17 protein-coding genes and 1 pseudogene are annotated in these 15,702 nt (G+C 72.4%); 9 read left to right on the plus strand and 9 right to left on the minus strand.

The window, feature by feature from the left end; all coding sequences use genetic code 11:
* Positions 1-98: 98 nt before the first annotated feature.
* Genes AAC944_RS30000 through AAC944_RS30010 form a run of 3 tightly spaced genes read left to right on the plus strand, consistent with a single transcriptional unit; the run spans position 99 to position 1,602 of the window.
* Positions 99-452, plus strand: coding sequence for a hypothetical protein (locus tag AAC944_RS30000; protein WP_490368272.1), 354 nt, complete (start codon positions 99-101; stop codon positions 450-452).
* Positions 449-898, plus strand: a complete 450-nt coding sequence (locus AAC944_RS30005; protein ID WP_030622100.1) for a hypothetical protein — start codon at positions 449-451, stop codon at positions 896-898. The genes AAC944_RS30000 and AAC944_RS30005 overlap by 4 nt, the downstream gene beginning before the upstream one ends.
* On the plus strand, positions 895-1,602 hold the full coding sequence (locus AAC944_RS30010) for an ESX secretion-associated protein EspG (protein WP_030622099.1): 708 nt from the start codon (positions 895-897) through the stop codon (positions 1,600-1,602). Before AAC944_RS30005 ends, AAC944_RS30010 begins: the two co-directional genes overlap by 4 nt.
* A gap of 107 nt (positions 1,603-1,709) precedes the next feature.
* On the opposite strand, the gene AAC944_RS30015 is transcribed toward AAC944_RS30010, so the two are convergent.
* A complete protein-coding gene (locus tag AAC944_RS30015) occupies positions 1,710-1,982 on the minus strand; it encodes a hypothetical protein (RefSeq protein ID WP_030622098.1) in 273 nt (90 codons plus the stop codon).
* A gap of 405 nt (positions 1,983-2,387) precedes the next feature.
* On the opposite strand from AAC944_RS30015, the gene AAC944_RS30020 reads away from it, so the two are divergent.
* Entirely contained in the window at positions 2,388-2,945 is a 558-nt protein-coding gene (locus AAC944_RS30020) for a hypothetical protein (RefSeq protein WP_030622096.1), read from the plus strand.
* Positions 2,946-3,021: 76 nt separating this feature from the next.
* A complete protein-coding gene (locus AAC944_RS30025; protein WP_051872260.1) occupies positions 3,022-4,086 on the plus strand; it encodes a single stranded DNA-binding domain-containing protein in 1,065 nt (354 codons plus the stop codon).
* Between the two features lie 3 nt (positions 4,087-4,089).
* Here the strand turns inward: AAC944_RS30025 and AAC944_RS30030 are convergent, their stop codons facing one another.
* The 4 genes from AAC944_RS30030 to AAC944_RS30045 all read right to left on the minus strand — a co-directional run bounded on the left by AAC944_RS30030 (position 4,090) and on the right by AAC944_RS30045 (position 7,332).
* Complete coding sequence (locus AAC944_RS30030) at positions 4,090-5,511, minus strand: phytoene desaturase family protein (protein WP_030622094.1); 1,422 nt, start codon at positions 5,509-5,511, stop codon at positions 4,090-4,092.
* 233 nt (positions 5,512-5,744) lie between these two features.
* Positions 5,745-5,951 carry a hypothetical protein gene (locus tag AAC944_RS30035; protein ID WP_030622092.1) on the minus strand — a complete coding sequence of 69 codons (207 nt, stop codon included), beginning with the start codon at positions 5,949-5,951 and terminating at the stop codon, positions 5,745-5,747.
* A gap of 68 nt (positions 5,952-6,019) precedes the next feature.
* Complete coding sequence (locus tag AAC944_RS30040) at positions 6,020-6,742, minus strand: cysteine hydrolase family protein (protein WP_078888878.1); 723 nt, start codon at positions 6,740-6,742, stop codon at positions 6,020-6,022.
* Positions 6,742-7,332, minus strand: coding sequence for an isochorismatase family protein (locus AAC944_RS30045; protein ID WP_030622087.1), 591 nt, complete (start codon positions 7,330-7,332; stop codon positions 6,742-6,744). Before AAC944_RS30045 ends, AAC944_RS30040 begins: the two co-directional genes overlap by 1 nt.
* 181 nt (positions 7,333-7,513) lie before the next feature.
* Here AAC944_RS30045 and AAC944_RS30050 point away from each other — a divergent pair, with 181 nt between their 5' ends.
* The 3 genes from AAC944_RS30050 to AAC944_RS30060 all read left to right on the plus strand — a co-directional run bounded on the left by AAC944_RS30050 (position 7,514) and on the right by AAC944_RS30060 (position 10,901).
* Positions 7,514-8,506 (plus strand): GlxA family transcriptional regulator, encoded by a 993-nt coding sequence (locus AAC944_RS30050; protein ID WP_030622085.1) that lies wholly within the window; start codon positions 7,514-7,516, stop codon positions 8,504-8,506.
* A 323-nt stretch (positions 8,507-8,829) separates the two neighbouring features.
* Entirely contained in the window at positions 8,830-10,302 is a 1,473-nt protein-coding gene (locus AAC944_RS30055) for an MFS transporter (protein ID WP_368396506.1), read from the plus strand.
* Positions 10,303-10,340: 38 nt separating this feature from the next.
* Complete coding sequence (locus AAC944_RS30060) at positions 10,341-10,901, plus strand: TetR/AcrR family transcriptional regulator (RefSeq protein WP_030622080.1); 561 nt, start codon at positions 10,341-10,343, stop codon at positions 10,899-10,901.
* A gap of 96 nt (positions 10,902-10,997) precedes the next feature.
* Here the strand turns inward: AAC944_RS30060 and AAC944_RS30065 are convergent, their stop codons facing one another.
* A complete protein-coding gene (locus tag AAC944_RS30065) occupies positions 10,998-12,014 on the minus strand; it encodes a Gfo/Idh/MocA family protein (protein WP_030622078.1) in 1,017 nt (338 codons plus the stop codon).
* Between the two features lie 82 nt (positions 12,015-12,096).
* Complete coding sequence (locus tag AAC944_RS30070; RefSeq protein ID WP_030622075.1) at positions 12,097-13,527, minus strand: sugar porter family MFS transporter; 1,431 nt, start codon at positions 13,525-13,527, stop codon at positions 12,097-12,099.
* Positions 13,528-13,739: 212 nt separating this feature from the next.
* Between AAC944_RS30070 and AAC944_RS30075 the strand changes: the two genes are divergently transcribed.
* A complete protein-coding gene (locus AAC944_RS30075; RefSeq protein WP_030622074.1) occupies positions 13,740-14,735 on the plus strand; it encodes a LacI family DNA-binding transcriptional regulator in 996 nt (331 codons plus the stop codon).
* 30 nt (positions 14,736-14,765) lie between these two features.
* Here AAC944_RS30075 and AAC944_RS30080 read toward each other — a convergent pair whose 3' ends face one another.
* Together AAC944_RS30080 and AAC944_RS30085 are read right to left on the minus strand one after the other, a co-directional pair.
* On the minus strand, positions 14,766-15,239 hold the full coding sequence (locus AAC944_RS30080) for a cupin domain-containing protein (RefSeq protein ID WP_051872259.1): 474 nt from the start codon (positions 15,237-15,239) through the stop codon (positions 14,766-14,768).
* A 143-nt stretch (positions 15,240-15,382) separates the two neighbouring features.
* Positions 15,383-15,683, minus strand: a pseudogene (locus AAC944_RS30085) (branched-chain amino acid transporter permease).
* Between the last annotated feature and the right edge of the window lie 19 nt (positions 15,684-15,702).

Consider the following 15,702-nt stretch of genomic DNA (forward strand, 5'->3'; position numbering starts at 1 on the left):
CCTTCGCCGCGGCGACTCCCGCCGTGCCGAGCCGGGAGGAGATGGGCAGGAGCTTCGGGAACGTTTCCGGGCCCGTGGCGCAGTGGAAAGGCGGCTGGGTGCACGATCCGGATACCGACGAGCAGGCTCACGGACTGACGCGCAAGGGAACGGTCGAGGGCGAGCTGGCCTGGTATCCGCAAGGCCTGGGATTCGCCGCGACCAAGCGGGAGGATGCGCTTCGCGGAAAGCCGACCGTGGTGACGATTCCCGCGGAGCAGGTCACCGATGTGGAGGTGGTGCCCGCGCGGGCGGGCGCGGACGGCCGCCCGCGACCCGGAATCCGGATGCGTTCGCCATTCCCCAGGCTGGTCGTACGGACCGCGAGCGACGCCTACGTATTCGATGTGGCCAGGGGCAGGGCGCGCCAGGTGGCCGCCTTCATCAAGGAACGGGCGGGGCAGCTCGCATGACCGGCAGCGCACTGCGGCCGTACGACGAGCAGGAATTCCATATCGCGCTTCCGGCGCACTGGGAAACGGTGGAGCCGCCGGGACCGCCGGTCGCCCTGATCGCGGCGGAGCCGGGAGACGGCGCGGCGTTCCGTGCCAACGTCGTCGTCACGGCCGAGGACATCGAGGACGAGCGGCAGTGGCAGCGGGCCGTCGGCCGGGCGCTGGAGGACCACCTCCAGGAGTACTTCCTGATGGACGAGCAGCCGGCGGGCTCCGGCACGCGGCGGCTCTTCCACCACGTCCTTCCCGAGGCCGGGGCCATCACCGCGGAGCAGTGGTCGTGGACGGCCGGGCGCCAGGGGTTCACCGTGACCGCCTCGGCCGCCACGTTCGACTACGACGTGAAGGCGGACCTGTTCGCCTCGATGGCCGGCTGTTTCCGTCCTCGGGGAGTGTCCTCATGACCGCGACGCACTTCGACGGGGGCAGCGGACGGCTGCGCCTGTCCCCGGAGCTGTTCGAAGCGTTCTACGACTGGGCGGAAGGCGAGCGGGCCGACGGCGAAGCGCTGCGTGCGATGTCGGACGCCGGGGTGCTGTCCGACGGGAAGCCGCACCCGGCCGTCGCACCGGTGGTGGACGCCATGGCCGAGCCGGTGTGCGTACTCTCCGTCCGCGGCGCCGCAGCGGACGGCAGCGGCGTGCACGGTGCGGGCCGGCTGGGCGCGGAGTCCGCGGCACTGCTCCTGGACGTCCCCGACGACCTGGTGGAACTGGCCGGCATGGCCCCGGGTTCCGTGCCGGCCGCGGTGGCCCGCGTGGTCGGGCTCGCGCCCCGGCCGGTGCCCGGCGCGGCTGCGGTTCCGGTGCCCGCCGCGGAGGTGGCGGAACTGTTCGGTGCCGCACCGTACGGCGGTCCGCCGGCCGGGCACCCGGTGCTGGAGGCGGTCGGGGCTTCCGCCGCGGACGGCGCGCGGTGGTGGGAGGTGGTGACGCGGTGGCCCGATGCGGCGGGCACCCCGCACACGGGCACCCTGCGGGTTCTCGGCACCGCCGACGGACTGTGGGCCGTGACCGGGGGAGAGCGCGAGCGGACCGCGTTGCAGCAGGTCTCGGCGACTGCGGTGTGGCGGCTGCTGCTGCGCCGCTTTCCTCGTGACCCCGGGTAGCGGTGCCACAGCAGCTACTACTGCTCACGTCCGCGCCCCGGCCGGGCCTTCCTCCACTGCCATGGCTGGCCGCTGCACGTCCATGGCCAGCCGCTGAACGGCCTCGGTTATCCGCTGAACGTCCATGACGCTGCGTTGTCGCTTGCGACCAGGACGGCGTACACCACCAGGTCGGCGACTCCGAGGCCCAGGCCCAGCAGTGCGCGGGGGCGGCGGCTCGTGGCACGTTTCAGCGCGAGGCAGGCCAGGACGATGGCGACCGGCCCGAGGACGAGGTTGAGGACCAGCAGCCCGAGAAGGCCCATGACGAACGAGGCGACGGCCATGCCGTCGGCGTCGCGGAGTCCGGTGCGCCTGCGGGCGGAAGCGGTGACCTCCATCAGGTGACCTCCATCATTCGGCTCCTGTGGGTCGGTGGTGCCGGCTGCGGGCCCGCTCACGGACGGCGAACGCGAGGAGCCAGCAGCCGATGAGGACGGCGGCCGGCAACGTGACGGAAGGCGGCGCGTGAGCCGAAGCGCCCATCAGACCCTCCGTCAACAGGAGACCCAGGAGGGGAAGGAGCATGACATGCCTCTCATCAGTGACCTGTGGTGCGAGGGGTACCGTTCGTCGTGTGCCACCCCGCGCGTACCCACGAGTTCCGGTTTCACCGCCCGACGCAGCACGAAAGCGAGGGGACCGGAGGCCACGCGCTTGCCGTGATGTGCGTCATTTCCGGCAGGAGGCCGCGGCGATACCGTTCTGGGATCCTTCGGCCCCTTTTGGACTCGGACGGCTCGGTAATGCCCGCAGATCTCTCTCCCCTCATCGCTGCCACGGCCCAGTGGCTGACGTATGCGTACCCCTCCAGTGGCGGCCCCCTGAGCTGCGCCCTCGTGGAGGCGCAGGCGCGTCAGGCCGTGACGGTCGCGGCGTGGCTGCGCTATCCGACACCGGTGGACATCGAGCTGGTGACGATGGCCGGGCCGGGCGGATCGGCCCGCCTCGATTGGCTGACGGGCGCGGATGCCGCCGGGCCGGACGGCGCGGACCGCGCGGACAGCGCGGACGAGGACGCATGGCGCACCTGGGTGGACGAGGTGGTCGCGAGCTGGGCGGCGTCCCTGCTCAGCAGTCCGGAGCTGGCCGTGGCCGCGGTGACCGCCCTCGCCGGCTCTTGGCACATGGACGGGGTGGCGGTCGAATTCCGCCGCCTGACCGCGCCCGATGAAAGCGATCGCCGGGCGGCGGCACTGCTGCGCCATCCGGACCTGCTCGCCCCCATAGCGGAGCTGCACCACCTCCAGCTCCTCGACCACCTGGGACCGGAACCGGAACCGGAAGCGGTAACCAACTGCTGACGGCGCCGTGCGGGGCAGGTCCCGCGCCTGTGCGTGCGCGTCCGTACACCTGCTGTCACGCTTGAGGAGCGTGTCAGTGTGCGAGGGCCACGCGGGCGTCGACGCCGCGCAGGCAGGAGGTCCGGTGGAGCTGGATGCGGTGGCCGATGAGCTGTACGGACTGCCGCCGGGCGAGTTCACCGCCGCCCGCGACGCACGCGCCAAGGCGGCCCAGCAGTCCGGTGACCGCGGGCTGGCGGCCGAGATCCGCCGGCTGCGGCGGCCGACCCTGGCCGCGTGGGCCGGGAACCTCCTGGTACGGGAGCAGCCGGACGAGGTCGGTCCGCTGCTGGAGCTCGGTGCGGAAATGCGGCGCGCGCACCGGGACCTGGCGGGCGGGCAGCTGCGGGAGCTGTCCGCGCGGCAACGGCAGCTCGTCTCCGCGCTCGCCCGGCAGGCGCAACAGCTGGCCGACCGGGCCGGGCAGCGCCTCGGCCAGGCGGCCCAGCGCGAGGTGGAGGGAACGCTGCACGCGGTGCTCGCCGACCCGGAGGCCGCGGAGCAGTGGGCGCAGGGGCGGCTCACCCGGGCGCTGACCGCCCCGACCGGATTCCCCGCCGTCACCGGGACGGCCCCCGCCCCGTCGACGGACCACCGTACTGGGCAGGCCGCCGACGACCGCCCCCGGAAGTCGGCGGCCTCGGCGAAGACCGGCGCCAAGGCCGGTGGCAGGACCGGAGCCAAGGCCGGTGGCAAGGGCTCCGCCGACCGGGTGACGGACCTGGCCGCCGCTCGCGCCCGCCGGGAGCGGCGGGAGGAGTGGCGGCGCGCCCAGCGGCAGGCGGCGGACGCCGGGGACGCGCTGCACTCCCGCGAGGACGCACTCGGGACGGCGCGGCAGGCGGCGGAGGACGCCGAAGACCGACGGCACCGGGCCCAGCAGCGCATCGCGGAACTCAAGGGGCTGCTCAAGGACGCCGGGCGCGAGGAGAAGGACGCGCGGGCGGCGCAGCGTAAGGCCGGCGACCGGCTGCGGAAGGCCGAACGGGCGACGAGCGAGGCGCGGCGCGCCGCGGACGACGCGACCGCTCGCGCCGAACGGCTGGCCGGCCGGCTCAGCAGTACCGACGAGGCCGGCCGTACCGGCCGTACCGATCACTGAAGCTCACACCGCCGGGACACCGAGATGGCGCAGCGCCGATCTCGCGGCGCCGGCGCCGCACATGCCGTGTGCGCCGGGGCCCGGGGGAGCGGCCGCCGAGCACAGGAAGACCCCGGGGAGGCCGGTCGAGTACGGGTTGTGCGTGGGCCGTGCCCCGAAGACGAGGCGGGGGACGGTCTCCGCGCCGGTGAGGATGTCGCCGCCGGCGAAGTTGGGGTTGGCGGCGGCGAAGTCGGCGGGCCGGGTGACCCGCATGCCCACGATGCGTTCCCGGACGCCCGGTGCGAAGCGTTCCAGCTGGCTCAGGACGGCCTCGGTGGCGTCGCCGTCGTACCCGTGCGGGACATGGGCGTACGTCCAGACGGGGTGCACGTCCCCGGCGGACCGGGAGGGGTCGGCCAGGTACTGCTGGCAGGCGAGCACGAACGGCCGCGCGGGCATCCGCCCGGCCGCCACGTCCCGCTCGGCCTGGGCGACCTCGGGCAGGGTGCCGCCGAGGTGCACCGTACCGGCGCGGTGCGCGTGCTCGTTGGTCCACGGCACACCGCCCTCGACGGCCAGATCGACCTTGTACGCGCCGGGTCCGCGGCGGAACCGCCGGTAGGCGGTGCGTACCCGGCCGGGCAGCCGGTCGCCGTAGATGCGGGCGACCTGGCCGGGGTCCAGATCGAGGAGGGTGACGTCGGCGGGCGGCAGCTGCGTGGCGTCCGTGACGCGGACGCCGGTGCGCACCTCGCCCCCGTGCGCGCGCAGGGCTTTCTCCAGACTGCGGGCGATGGCCCGCGAGCCGCCTTCGGCGACGGCCCAGCCGGCGCGGTGGCCTGCGGTGAGGAGACCGAGGCCGATGGCCGAGCTGAACGGGTGGGAGAGCGGGCGCAGGGCGTGTGCCGCGACGCCGGCCCACAGCGCCCGGGCCTGCGGGGTGCGGAAGACGCGTGCGAGGAGGGCCGCCGGGAGTACGGTCGGCGCGCCGAATCGCGCGAGGAGCAGGGGATGCGCGGGAACGCCGAGCAGCGGCCCCAGCACGTCACCGGCGAGCTCGTCCCACCGCCGCGAAGGGGCCATGAAGGCCCGGTACCGGCCCGCGTCGGCTCCGAGCGTGCGGGCGGTGTCCTCGACGGAACGCAGCAGCACCCCGGCCGAGCCGTCGTCCAGCGGGTGCACGCAGTCGACCTCCGGCAGGCGCCAGCGCAGTCCGTGCCGTTCCAGACCGAGGGAGCGGAACGCGGGGGAGGTGACCGCCATCGGGTGGATGGCGGAACAGTGGTCGTGCAGCAGTCCCGGCAGCAGCGCTTCGTGGCTTCGGGTGCCGCCGCCGACCTCGTCGGCGGCCTCCAGCAGAGTGACCCGTACGCCGGCCTTGGCCAGGAGCGCCGCGGCGGTGAGTCCGTTGGGCCCGCCGCCGACGACGAGTGCCGACGTCATGAGGCGGCGTCCGATGAGGCGGTGTCCGATGCGGCGGCCGGCGTGTCGTGCACCTTCACATGCCCCTTAGTGATCATGGCCTTGGTGGTGTCTGCATCCTAGGGGCACGGCCTCACACGGCGGAGCAGGTGTGGGGGCGCCCCTCCGGCCCAGGGGGTGGGGGTGGAGGGGCGCCCGGTCGTCACACCACTGCGGTGGTTCCGGTGATCACACCACTGCGGTGTGTCCGGTGATCACACTGCTGCGGTGTGTCCGGTGATCGGGCAGGTACCGGCGGCCGCCGCGCTGAAGGCGGCGGTCTCGGTGCTGGGGGCCGTGCCGCCGATCTGCTGGAGGATCTCGTCCGAGAGCAGGTCCTCCTTGCCCTTGAGGGCGTCAGCGACCTTGAGGTCGGTGTTGAAGACCATCTCGCCGACGGCGTTGTTCTCGACGACGATCACCGGGCTGAGCTGCTTGATCAGCTCGGCCTCAGGGATGCGTAGTGGGCGCGCATCCCGGCGTCAGCGAGTTACGAGGCCAGCGACTTCTGCGACGGCACCACGACCCCGTAGAGGTCCTGGACCGTGGCGAGGGCGGATTCGTGTACCTGCTTCGCGGGGATGCCGTTCGGGTTGCCCTTCAGCGGCAGCGGCCGGGTCGCGGAGGCGTCGGCCACCACGGTCGGCTTGTTGCCGTTGAGGAAGGCGCCCTGGGTGGTGAACAGGGTGCACATGTTCGTCATGAAGCCGGCGATGATGACGTTCTCGTTCCCGGCCTTCTTGACCTCGTCGGCGAGGTCGGTGCCGTGGAAGCCGTTGGGGACGCTCTTCTCGACGACCGGCTCGCCCTTGACCGGCGCGAGCGCCGGAATGATCTGCCCCGCCTCCGACTTCAGGTCGTAGCCCTTGTCGACGATGTGGATGACCGGGGTGCCGGCCTTGCGGGCCCGCTTCAGCAGCGCCTCGGCGTTGTCCACCGCCGGCTTCCACCCGTCGAGTTCCATCACACCCTCGGTGTAGGTGTTCTGGTAGTCGACGAGGATGAGCGTCGCGTCGGAGAGCTTGGCCGGAGTCTCCTTGAAGTCGTTGAGCTGCCGCAGCGTCGTGGTGTCCTTCGCGATGTTCTTCTCAGCGGCGGGAGACGTCGGCTTGTCCTCCTTGGAGGCGGCCTCGGAACTTCCGCCGCACGCGGTGACGGTGGCCGCGAGCACGACGGCGGTGCCCAGGGCGGCGGCGGTACGGAGCAGCTTCATCAGACGATCTCCTTCTGCGACGGAACGACGACTCCGTACAGGTCGGCGATGGTGGCGAGAGCGCTGCTGTGCACCTGGCCGGCGTCCAGTTCGGTGCCTGCGACCGGCAGCGCGCGGGTGGCACTGGCATCGGCCACGACGGTGGGGTGGTTGCCCCGCAGGAAGGCGCCCTGGGCGGTGAACGCCACGCACATGTGCGTCATGAACCCGGCGATGACGAGGTTGTTCCTGCCCGCGGCATCGACGTGCTGGTCCAGGTCGGTACCGAGGAAGGCGTTCGGGGCCTGCTTCACGACGACGGGCTCACCGTCGACCGGCGCGACGCTCGGGTGGATCTGGCCGATCTCGGCCCGGATGTCGTACGGGGTGCCTTCGCCGCCGTCGTTGATGACGTGGATGACCTTCGCGCCCTCCTGGCGGGCCCGCGCCAGGAGTTGGGCGGCGGCGTCGAGCGCGTCCTGCCAGCCGTCCAGTTCCATCACACCGGTCGTGTAGGTGTTCTGGTAGTCGATGAGGACCAGGGTGGAGTCGGCGAGCTTCGCGGGTGTGTCGTCAAGGCCGTTGAGCTGACGCAGCGTCGTTCTGGGCATGGGGAACCGCCTGGGGATCGCGTGTCGGGGGAGGCAGCCCACCGGTGCGGTGACCTGCGCCTATGACGCTACGGGCAGGACCATGTGTCGGCAATGTCATCTAACATGCAGATACCGACATGCAGATGCTGACATGGATGTCGCTTACCGGTACGGAAGTTGCCGACCACGGGGGAGTGTTGTGGAGACCGTCAGACGACTGATCGTCATCGTCCTTTTCGATGGCGTCGACCTGCTCGACGTCACCGGGCCGCCGGAGGTGTTCTCCCTCGCGCGACGCGAGACGGACGAAGCGGCGGGCTACGACGTGGTGCTGGCCGCCGAGACCATGGGCCCGGTCACCACCGCCGCCGGCGTCCGCATCCTCCCCGACACGACCTTCGAGGTGCTGTCGGCGAAGAGCATCGACACACTCGTCGTGCCCGGCTCGGTCGAGGTCGACGGCGATCGCTGCGTACGTCCGCTCGTCGATCCCGCCGTGGTGAGCTGGGTGAAACGACTCGCCGGCCGGACGCGCAGGGTCACCTCCGTGTGCGTCGGCGCGCACATCCTCGCGGCGGCCGGGCTCCTCGACGGCAAGCGCGCCACCACGCACTGGTCGACCGCGCAGCAGCTGGCCACCGACCATCCGGCCGTCGAGGTCGACGCCGACCCGATCTTCATTCGCGAGGGCGATGTGTGGACCGGCGCGGGTATCAGTGCCTGCCTCGACCTGTCACTCGCCCTCATCGCCGACGACCTCGGCGAGGCCATCGCGTTGCGCGTCGCCCAGCAGCTCGTGATGTACCTGAAACGGCCGAGCGGGCAGAGTCAGTTCAGTGCTCCGCTGCAGCAGGTGGCCACGACACGGCGTATCGAGGACCTCCGCCACCACATCATGCGCCACATCGGCGAACCGCTCACCGTCGCTGACCTCGCCGCGTGCGCCCACGTCAGCGACCGGCAGCTCACCCGGGTCTTCAAGACCGAACTCGGCATGACGCCGCACGCCTACATCGAATCGGTCCGCGTCGAGATGGCGCGCCACCAGCTCGAATCCACCGACGCCACACTCGAACGCGTCGCGTCCGCCTGCGGGTTCGGCACCGTCGACACCCTCGTCAGGGCGTTCCGCCGCCGGCTCGACACCACTCCGACCGAGTACCGGCGCCGCTTCCGGACCAGCACCGGCTGAGAGCCTGTGTCCCCCCCCGGACAGGCAGCGGGGAGACCGGTCCGCTGCCGGCGCGGGCGTATGCGTGTGCCGACGCGGGCGTATACGTGGCTGACGTGTGGCTGTACCTGTGGCTGTACCTGTGGCCGTCAGGCCGATAGGGGCTGCCGGCCCTCCGTGGCCGGGCCGTCCGGCGTGCGTCCTCGCGGTACTGCGGGTCCGAAGGGTTCTTGAGGAAGTGGGACATCACCGTGCCGACCGTTTGTGCGCGCCGACCGGCAGTGTCACTTGTCATCGTATGATGACATCAGCTGATGACAACGTGCCGACAGGAGGACTCCGCAGTGGAAGCCGCAGATACGACCCCCTCGCGGAGGGAGCGGGCACTGCTGCCCGTGCTGCTCTCGGTGGGGATGCTGGTGGCGGTCATCAGTAGTCTCGGCGCACCGCTCATCCCGACGATCGCGCGGGTGGACCAGGTGTCCCTGGGCGTCGCCCAGTGGTCGCTGACCGTGACCATGCTGGTCGGCGCGGTGGCCACGCCGCTGATCGGGCGACTGGGCGACGGGCCGCAGCGACGCGGCGTGATGCTCGGCGGGCTGGCGGTGGTGCTCGTGGGCAGCCTGCTGGCGGCACTGCCGACGGGCTTCGCCGGCCTGGTCGTGGGGCGGGCGCTGCAGGGCGTCGGCATCGGGCTCACCCCCCTCGCCATGGCCACCGCGCGGGACGCACTGCCGCCCGAGCGCGCCCGGCACGCCGTCGCCACCCTGTCCCTCACCTCCGCCGCCGGCGTGGGGCTGGGCTACCCGCTGACCGGCATACTCGCCGAGTACCTGGGGATGCACGCCGGGTTCTGGTTCGCGGCGATCGCCGCGGCGCTGGCGCTGGCCGCCATCTCCGTGGTCCATCCCGCATCGCCCGACCGGCCCAAGCGTCCGCTGGACGTCCTGGGAGCGGTACTGCTGGCCGCGGGAATGGCCGGACTGCTCTACGCGACCACCGTGGGGGAGAACTGGGGCTGGGGCTCCGCGCGGCTGCTCGGGCTGGTCGCCGTTTCCGTACTGCTGCTGGTCTGGTGGGTACTGCACGAGCTGCGCACCCCGCACCCGCTGGTCGACGTGCGGCTGGTCCGGGACCGGGCGGTGCTCGCGGCGGACCTCACCGCGCTGCTCTCCGGCGTGGCGATGTACGTGATGCTGTCGCTGGTGACGCAGTTCGTGCAGACGCCGGAGGCGGCCGGGTACGGGTTCGGCGCCTCGGTCGTGGTCGCCGGTCTGGCGCTGGTGCCCTTCTCGGCGGGCAGCATGGTCGCGGGCCGCCTCGTGCGGCTGGCCTCCCGTACCGTGCCGCCCGCCCGGCTGCTGCCCCTGGGCTGCCTGGTCTCCCTGTGCGCGACGGTGCTGTTCGCCTGCGCGCACGACGGGCTGTGGGAGGTGCTCGTCGGCATGGGGCTCATCGGCGTGGGCGCCGGCGTCACCATGTCGGTGATGCCCGCGCTGATCGTGGGCGCGGTACCGCCGCACGAGACCGGCAGCGCGATGAGCTTCAACCAGGTGGTGAAGTACATCGGGTACTCCATGGGCAGTGCGCTCAGCGCGGCCGTGCTCGCGGCGCACCCCGGTGGCGGCGGGCTGCCGGCGGAGGACGGCTACCGGGCCGCCGCGCTCGCCGGCTGCGTGGTCTGGGTGGTCACCGCCCTGGCCGGCTACCTGCTGGCCCGCGCCCAGCGCACCACCACCCCGCCCCGGCAGGTGTCCGGACCGGCCGGTACGGCACCGGCCGCCGAGGCACGTAGGGTGACGAGCAACGGAGCGTGAGCTCCCGACGCGGACGGACACGACACGAAGGGGCACCGGTGAGCGGGAGACAAGAGGCTCGCCGCAGGGATTCCGCGCTCAGCCGCGAGTTGCTGCTGCGCGCGGCGGGCGAGCTGTTCACCGAGCGCGGGTTCGACCGCACCACCACGCGGGACATCGGCCGGCGCGCGGGCGTGGACGCGGCCCTCATCGCCCGCTACTTCGGGGGCAAGACACAGCTGTACCTGGCCACCCTGGAGGCCGAGCGGGGCGATGCCGAACTGGACGACCTGCTCGATCCGGCGCGCCTGCTGCGGGTCCTGGAGCGGGCCGACCGCCGGGGGCTCGTCCCCATCCTCCAGGTCGCCGTCCAGCGCCTGGGGGACCCGGAGGCGGACGAGGCCGCCCGCGCCGCGCTGCACGCCCGGCTGGTGGAGCCGCTGCACCGGCGCTTCACCGCGGAAGGGCTGCCGCGCCCCCGGCTGCGTGCCGAGATGGTGGTCGCGGCGGTCATCGGGATCGTGCTGGGGCGGCGCTCCGGCGCCTTCGGCGAACTCGGCGAGGTGGCACCGGCCGACCTGTCGGCACTGCTCCACGCCACCCTCACCGGCGGCAGCTGAAACACCGGCCGAGCCCGGACCCACGGCGGCGGCCCCCTCAGGCGCGGGGGACACCGTCGTGGGTGCAGCAGCTCGCGCCGCCCGCGTCGGGCAGGCTCAGGCGGTCCCTCCGTAGAAGGCGGGGCGGGGCTTCATGTCCGTGGCGACGACGCGGCCCGAGTCGAGGGCCTCCGCGGTGGCGCTGGTGATGACGGTCGCGGCGTAACCGTCCCACGCGGACGGGCCGGTGGGGCCGTCGCCCGTGGCGAGCTGCGCGATCCACTCGCGGAACTCGGTGTCGAAGGCGTCGGCGAAGCGGCCCACCCAGTCGGTGAGCACCGTCGTGCTGTGCTGCCCCGCCGTGCGCACCCCGACCGAGGCCGGGTCGGGCAGCCGCACGAGGCCTTCCTCGCCGACCGCCTCGCACTGGATGTCGTAGCCGTACTGGCAGTTGACGAAGACCTCCAGGTCGATCCGGGCCCCCTGCGCGGTCTCGAAGAGCATGATCTGCGGGTCCTTCAGGTGCGCGAACCGCTTGCTCGTGGCGCGCGGCGTGACGACCTGGGCGGAGACGATCTCGTCGTCGAGCAGCCAGCGCAGTACGTCGATCTCGTGCACCGCCGTGTCGAGCGCGGCCATGTCGGAGGTGTACGACTCGGGAACGGTCGGGTTGCGGTGGGCGCAGTGCACCACCAGCGGCTCGCCGATCCGGCCGGCCGCGATGACCTCCTTCATCTGCCGGTAGCCCTGGTCGTAGCGGCGCATGAAACCGACCTGCACGAGACGGCTGCCGTGCGCCATCTCGGCCTCGACGATCCTCAGGCAGTCCTCGGCCGTGGTGGCCAGGGGCTTCTCGCAGAACACCGGCTTACCGGCGGCGATCGCGGTCAGTACGTGTTCGGCGTGGGTCGGGCCCCACGAGGTGACGAGTACGGCGTCGACCTCGTCCGCCGCGATCAGCTCGGCGCCGGTGGCGTACACCCGGGCCCCGGTCCGTGCCGCGGCTCGCTCGGCGCGTGCGGAGTCGATGTCGGTGACCGCGGTGACCTCGGCGCCGGTGACGACGTCGGTGAGACGCCGGATGTGTTCCTGGCCGATCCAGCCGGCGCCGATGACGCCCACGCGCACAGTCATGGCAGATCCTTTCTCGGGTTCCCGGGCCGGTGGCGGCCCAGGACGTGACAGGGGGAGGGGACAAGGGAACAGGGGACAAGGGTCAGGAGAAGCGGGCCTTCAGCTCCGTCTCCAGGGTTTCGAGGGTGCGGCCGCCCGTCTCGGGGACGTACCGGTGGACGAACGCCAGCGCCATGAGCCCGAGAGCGACGAAGACGAAGAACGTGTGGGAGACGCCGATCGCGTCGACCAGGACCGGGAAGGTCAGGCCCACCAGGAAGTTGGTGATCCACAGGGCGAAGGCCGCGATGCCGAGGCCGAAGCCGCGCAGCTTCAGCGGGAAGACCTCGGAGAGCATCAGCCAGGTCACCGGGGAGATCGCGCCCTGCTGGAAGGCGAGGAAGGTGACGGTCATGGCGAGGACCGCGAAGGCGCGGCCGTCGCCGGCGGGCAGTACGAGGGAGAAGACGCCGATCAGCAACTGCGCCGCGATGGTACCGAGCTGACCGGCCATCAGCATGGGGCGCCGGTTCACCCTGCCCAGCAGGTAGATGCCGGCGAAGGTGGCGAGCACGGAGATCACACCGTTCGCGATGTTCGCGGTGAGGGCACCGTCGGCGGCGAAACCGGCGTCGGTGAGGATCGCCGTGCCGTAGTACATGATCGTGTTCACGCCGGTGATCTGCATGACGATCGCGATGCCGATGCCGACCCCGACCAGCTTGCGCACCCACGGCACCTTCAGGTCGGACCAGCCGCCCAGCTTCGCCTTCTCGTCCTCGACGGCGAGCGCGGTGACCTCGCGCAGCTCCGCCTCGGCGCGCTGCTGGGACCGGACCTGCTTCAGCACCTCCAGCGCGTCGGCGTACCGCGCCTTGGAGGCCAGCCAGCGCGGGCTCTCCGGCATCACCAGCATGCCGAACCAGAGCACCACGGCGGGCAGGGTGGCCACCACCAGCATCCAGCGCCAGATGCCGGCCGCCTCCCCGCCCACGCCGGCGATGACCGCGTTGAAGGTGAAGGCGGCCAGCTGACCGCTGACGATCATCAGTTCGTTGCGGGTGACCAGGCCGCCGCGGCGCTCCGCGGGGGAGATCTCCGCCAGGTAGACCGGCACGGTCACGGAGGCGCCGCCGACCGCGAGGCCGAGCACGAACCGCGCCACGATCATGAACTCCGTGGTCGGGGCCAGGGTGCAGGCCAGCGCTCCGGCGAAGAAGAGCACGGCGAGGAGCAGGATGTTCCGGCGCCGGCCGCGGGCGTCCGACAGCTTGCCGCCGAAGAGCGAGCCGAACGCCGCGCCGAGCAGCAGCGAGCTGGTGACCATGCCTTCGGTGACCGGGGACAGGCCCAGGTCCTCGGTCATGTAGGGGAGGGCGCCGTTGATGACGCCGGTGTCGTAACCGAAGAGGAGTCCGCCGAAGGTGGCGATGACGGTGATGAGCCGCAGTCGCCGGGTCACCGCACGCGGGGCGGTGCCGGTGGCGGCGGCGACCGGGGCGGGGGCCGGGCCGGCGTCGTCCCTGATGTCCATGGCGGCTTTTCCCTTCGCTGTGGGACTCCGGAAAGTTCCCAGGGGGAGGCGGGCTAGCGCGCTCTACTAGAGCGCGCTAGTTGAGTACGATGAGCCTTGCTCAAATGTCATGTCAATAGGTTGTTGCCGGGGGATTGCGAGCCTGCTCGTAAGGTGGGCGGAGTCGAAGGGCGGGAGCACGGGTGGATGTATCGGGCAAGCAGCGCCCCACGATGGCGGACGTTGCGGCGGAAGCAGGCGTCTCCCGGGCACTGGTCTCGATCGTCTTCCGTGGCCGGCCGGGCGCGAGCCAGGAGACCCGCGACCGGGTGCTGCGCGTCGCCGCCGAGATCGGCTACCGCCCCGACAACGCGGCCCGGCTGCTCGCGCGTGGCCACAGCCGCACGCTGGGCGTGATGTGCACCCTGCACCAGCCGTTCCAGGCGGACCTCGTGGAGAGCCTCTACCCCCAGGCCGAGCGCCACGGCTACGACGTACTGCTCTCCGCCAACGCGCCCGGCCGCGACGAGGCCAAGTCGATCGAAGCGCTGATCAGCCACCGCTGCGAGGCGCTGATCCTGCTGGGCGCGTCGTCCGACACCGCGGACCTGGACGCGCTGGGGCACCGCACGGCGACCGTCTCGGTCGGCCGGAGGGTGCCGGGGGCACGCGTCGACAGCGTGCACTCGGCCGAGAGCAAGGGCGTTCGGCAGGCCATGGACCACCTCGCCGAACTGGGCCACCGGCGCATCGTGCACATCGACGGCGGCCGGCAGTCCGGCTCGGTGGAGCGGCGCCGCGCCTACCGCGCCGCGATGCGCCGGCACGGGCTGGCCGAGGGGATACGGGTGATCCCGGGTGCGCACGACGAGGGCGCCGGTATCGAGGCGGGGCGCCTGCTGCTCGCCGAGCGCGACCGGGGGGAGCCGCTGCCCACGGCGATCCTGGCGGGCAACGACCGGTGCGCGATGGGCGTGTTGATGGCCTTCGCCCGGGCCGGCGTGGACGTCCCGGGCGAGGTGTCGGTCGTCGGCTACGACGACAGTCACCTGTCGCACGTGATGCCGGTCGGCCTGACGACGGTCCGCCAGGACCCGGTACTCATGGCTGAGCACGCGGTGCGGTTCGCCGTGGAGCGGCTGGCGGCGGGGGACCGGGAGCCGCGCGAGGCCGTGATCGATCCGAAGCTGGTGGTACGGGGGACGAGCGGGCCGCCGCGGGAGGAGTGATCCCGGCCGGCGGCCTCGCGGCGGCGCGGGTCAGCCGAGCGCCCGGGCCGCTTCTTCGTCCTGGTGCGGGTCCGTCTCCTTGAGCTGGTACAGCTCGGGAAGAGGTACCTTGACCGGCTCTTGCGTGGTCCGTGCGATCACGACGACCACGGGCTCGTCCGGGTCGGGGTTCTCCTCGCGGTGCGGGACGAACGGCGGCACGAGGAGGAAGTCGCCGGGGCCCGCGGAGATCCGTACCTCCTGTTCGCCGTCGTGGAAGACGAACACGGGGTGGCCGCTGACCACGTAGATCCCGGCCTCCGACGCGCCGTGGTGGTGGTTGTCCGTCGCGCTCAGCGGTGGGTTCTCCACCAGTCCCATCCAGAGCTTCTTCGAGCCGACCGTGCTGCCGCTGATGGCCGTGTGGCCGTCCAGCTCACCGGCCCGGACGTGGTGGACGCGGTTGCCCGGCGGCCGGTTGCCGCCGCCGCTCGGGGTGGGGCCGGCGTCTCGGTAAGCGGTCATCGTGTGGCCTCCGTTCGCTGCTGTCGCCGGCCTTCGGCCGGTCGGGCAGCAGACTGCGACCACCGCGCCGGAACGACAACAGTTGTTGCGGAAACGGCAACGCCGACGCGCGACCCCGGGCGGGGGATGCGGACAGCCGGTCCTCAGTGGGCGAAGACCGTGCTGGCCAGGGCGACATGGACGGTCGTCCCGCCGAGGATGCTGAGCAGGGCGTTGCGGCGCCACAGGTGCAGGCCGGCGGTGACGGCCGGAGCGGCGAGCGGGGCCCGTGGCGCGCGGTTCCGTGAGGGGCAGGTCGCGCAGGCAGTGGACGACCAGGATCACCATGACGCCGGCGGGCATGCGCCCGCTGAGGTACTGGACGGTCGGGCTCGCGCGCAGCGGCGCGAGCACGGCGAAGGGCAGGGCGCGCAGAGCCCAGGTGACGGCGGCGGCGACGAGGATCGCGGCGACGGCGAACGAG

Source organism: Streptomyces sclerotialus (genome assembly GCF_040907265.1).
GTDB classification, from domain to species: Bacteria; Actinomycetota; Actinomycetes; order Streptomycetales; family Streptomycetaceae; genus Streptomyces; species Streptomyces sclerotialus.

Coding starts and splice junctions, on each gene's coding strand:
- AAC944_RS30005 (WP_030622100.1), top strand. CDS start 449: ATGACCGGCAGCGCACTGCGGCCGTACGACGAGCAGGAATTCCATATC.
- AAC944_RS30010 (WP_030622099.1), top strand. CDS start 895: ATGACCGCGACGCACTTCGACGGGGGCAGCGGACGGCTGCGCCTGTCC.
- AAC944_RS30015 (WP_030622098.1), bottom strand. CDS start 1,982: ATGGAGGTCACCGCTTCCGCCCGCAGGCGCACCGGACTCCGCGACGCC.
- AAC944_RS30020 (WP_030622096.1), top strand. CDS start 2,388: ATGCCCGCAGATCTCTCTCCCCTCATCGCTGCCACGGCCCAGTGGCTG.
- AAC944_RS30030 (WP_030622094.1), bottom strand. CDS start 5,511: ATGACGTCGGCACTCGTCGTCGGCGGCGGGCCCAACGGACTCACCGCC.
- AAC944_RS30040 (WP_078888878.1), bottom strand. CDS start 6,742: ATGAAGCTGCTCCGTACCGCCGCCGCCCTGGGCACCGCCGTCGTGCTC.
- AAC944_RS30045 (WP_030622087.1), bottom strand. CDS start 7,332: ATGCCCAGAACGACGCTGCGTCAGCTCAACGGCCTTGACGACACACCC.
- AAC944_RS30065 (WP_030622078.1), bottom strand. CDS start 12,014: ATGACTGTGCGCGTGGGCGTCATCGGCGCCGGCTGGATCGGCCAGGAA.
- AAC944_RS30070 (WP_030622075.1), bottom strand. CDS start 13,527: ATGGACATCAGGGACGACGCCGGCCCGGCCCCCGCCCCGGTCGCCGCC.
- AAC944_RS30075 (WP_030622074.1), top strand. CDS start 13,740: ATGGCGGACGTTGCGGCGGAAGCAGGCGTCTCCCGGGCACTGGTCTCG.
- AAC944_RS30080 (WP_051872259.1), bottom strand. CDS start 15,239: ATGACCGCTTACCGAGACGCCGGCCCCACCCCGAGCGGCGGCGGCAAC.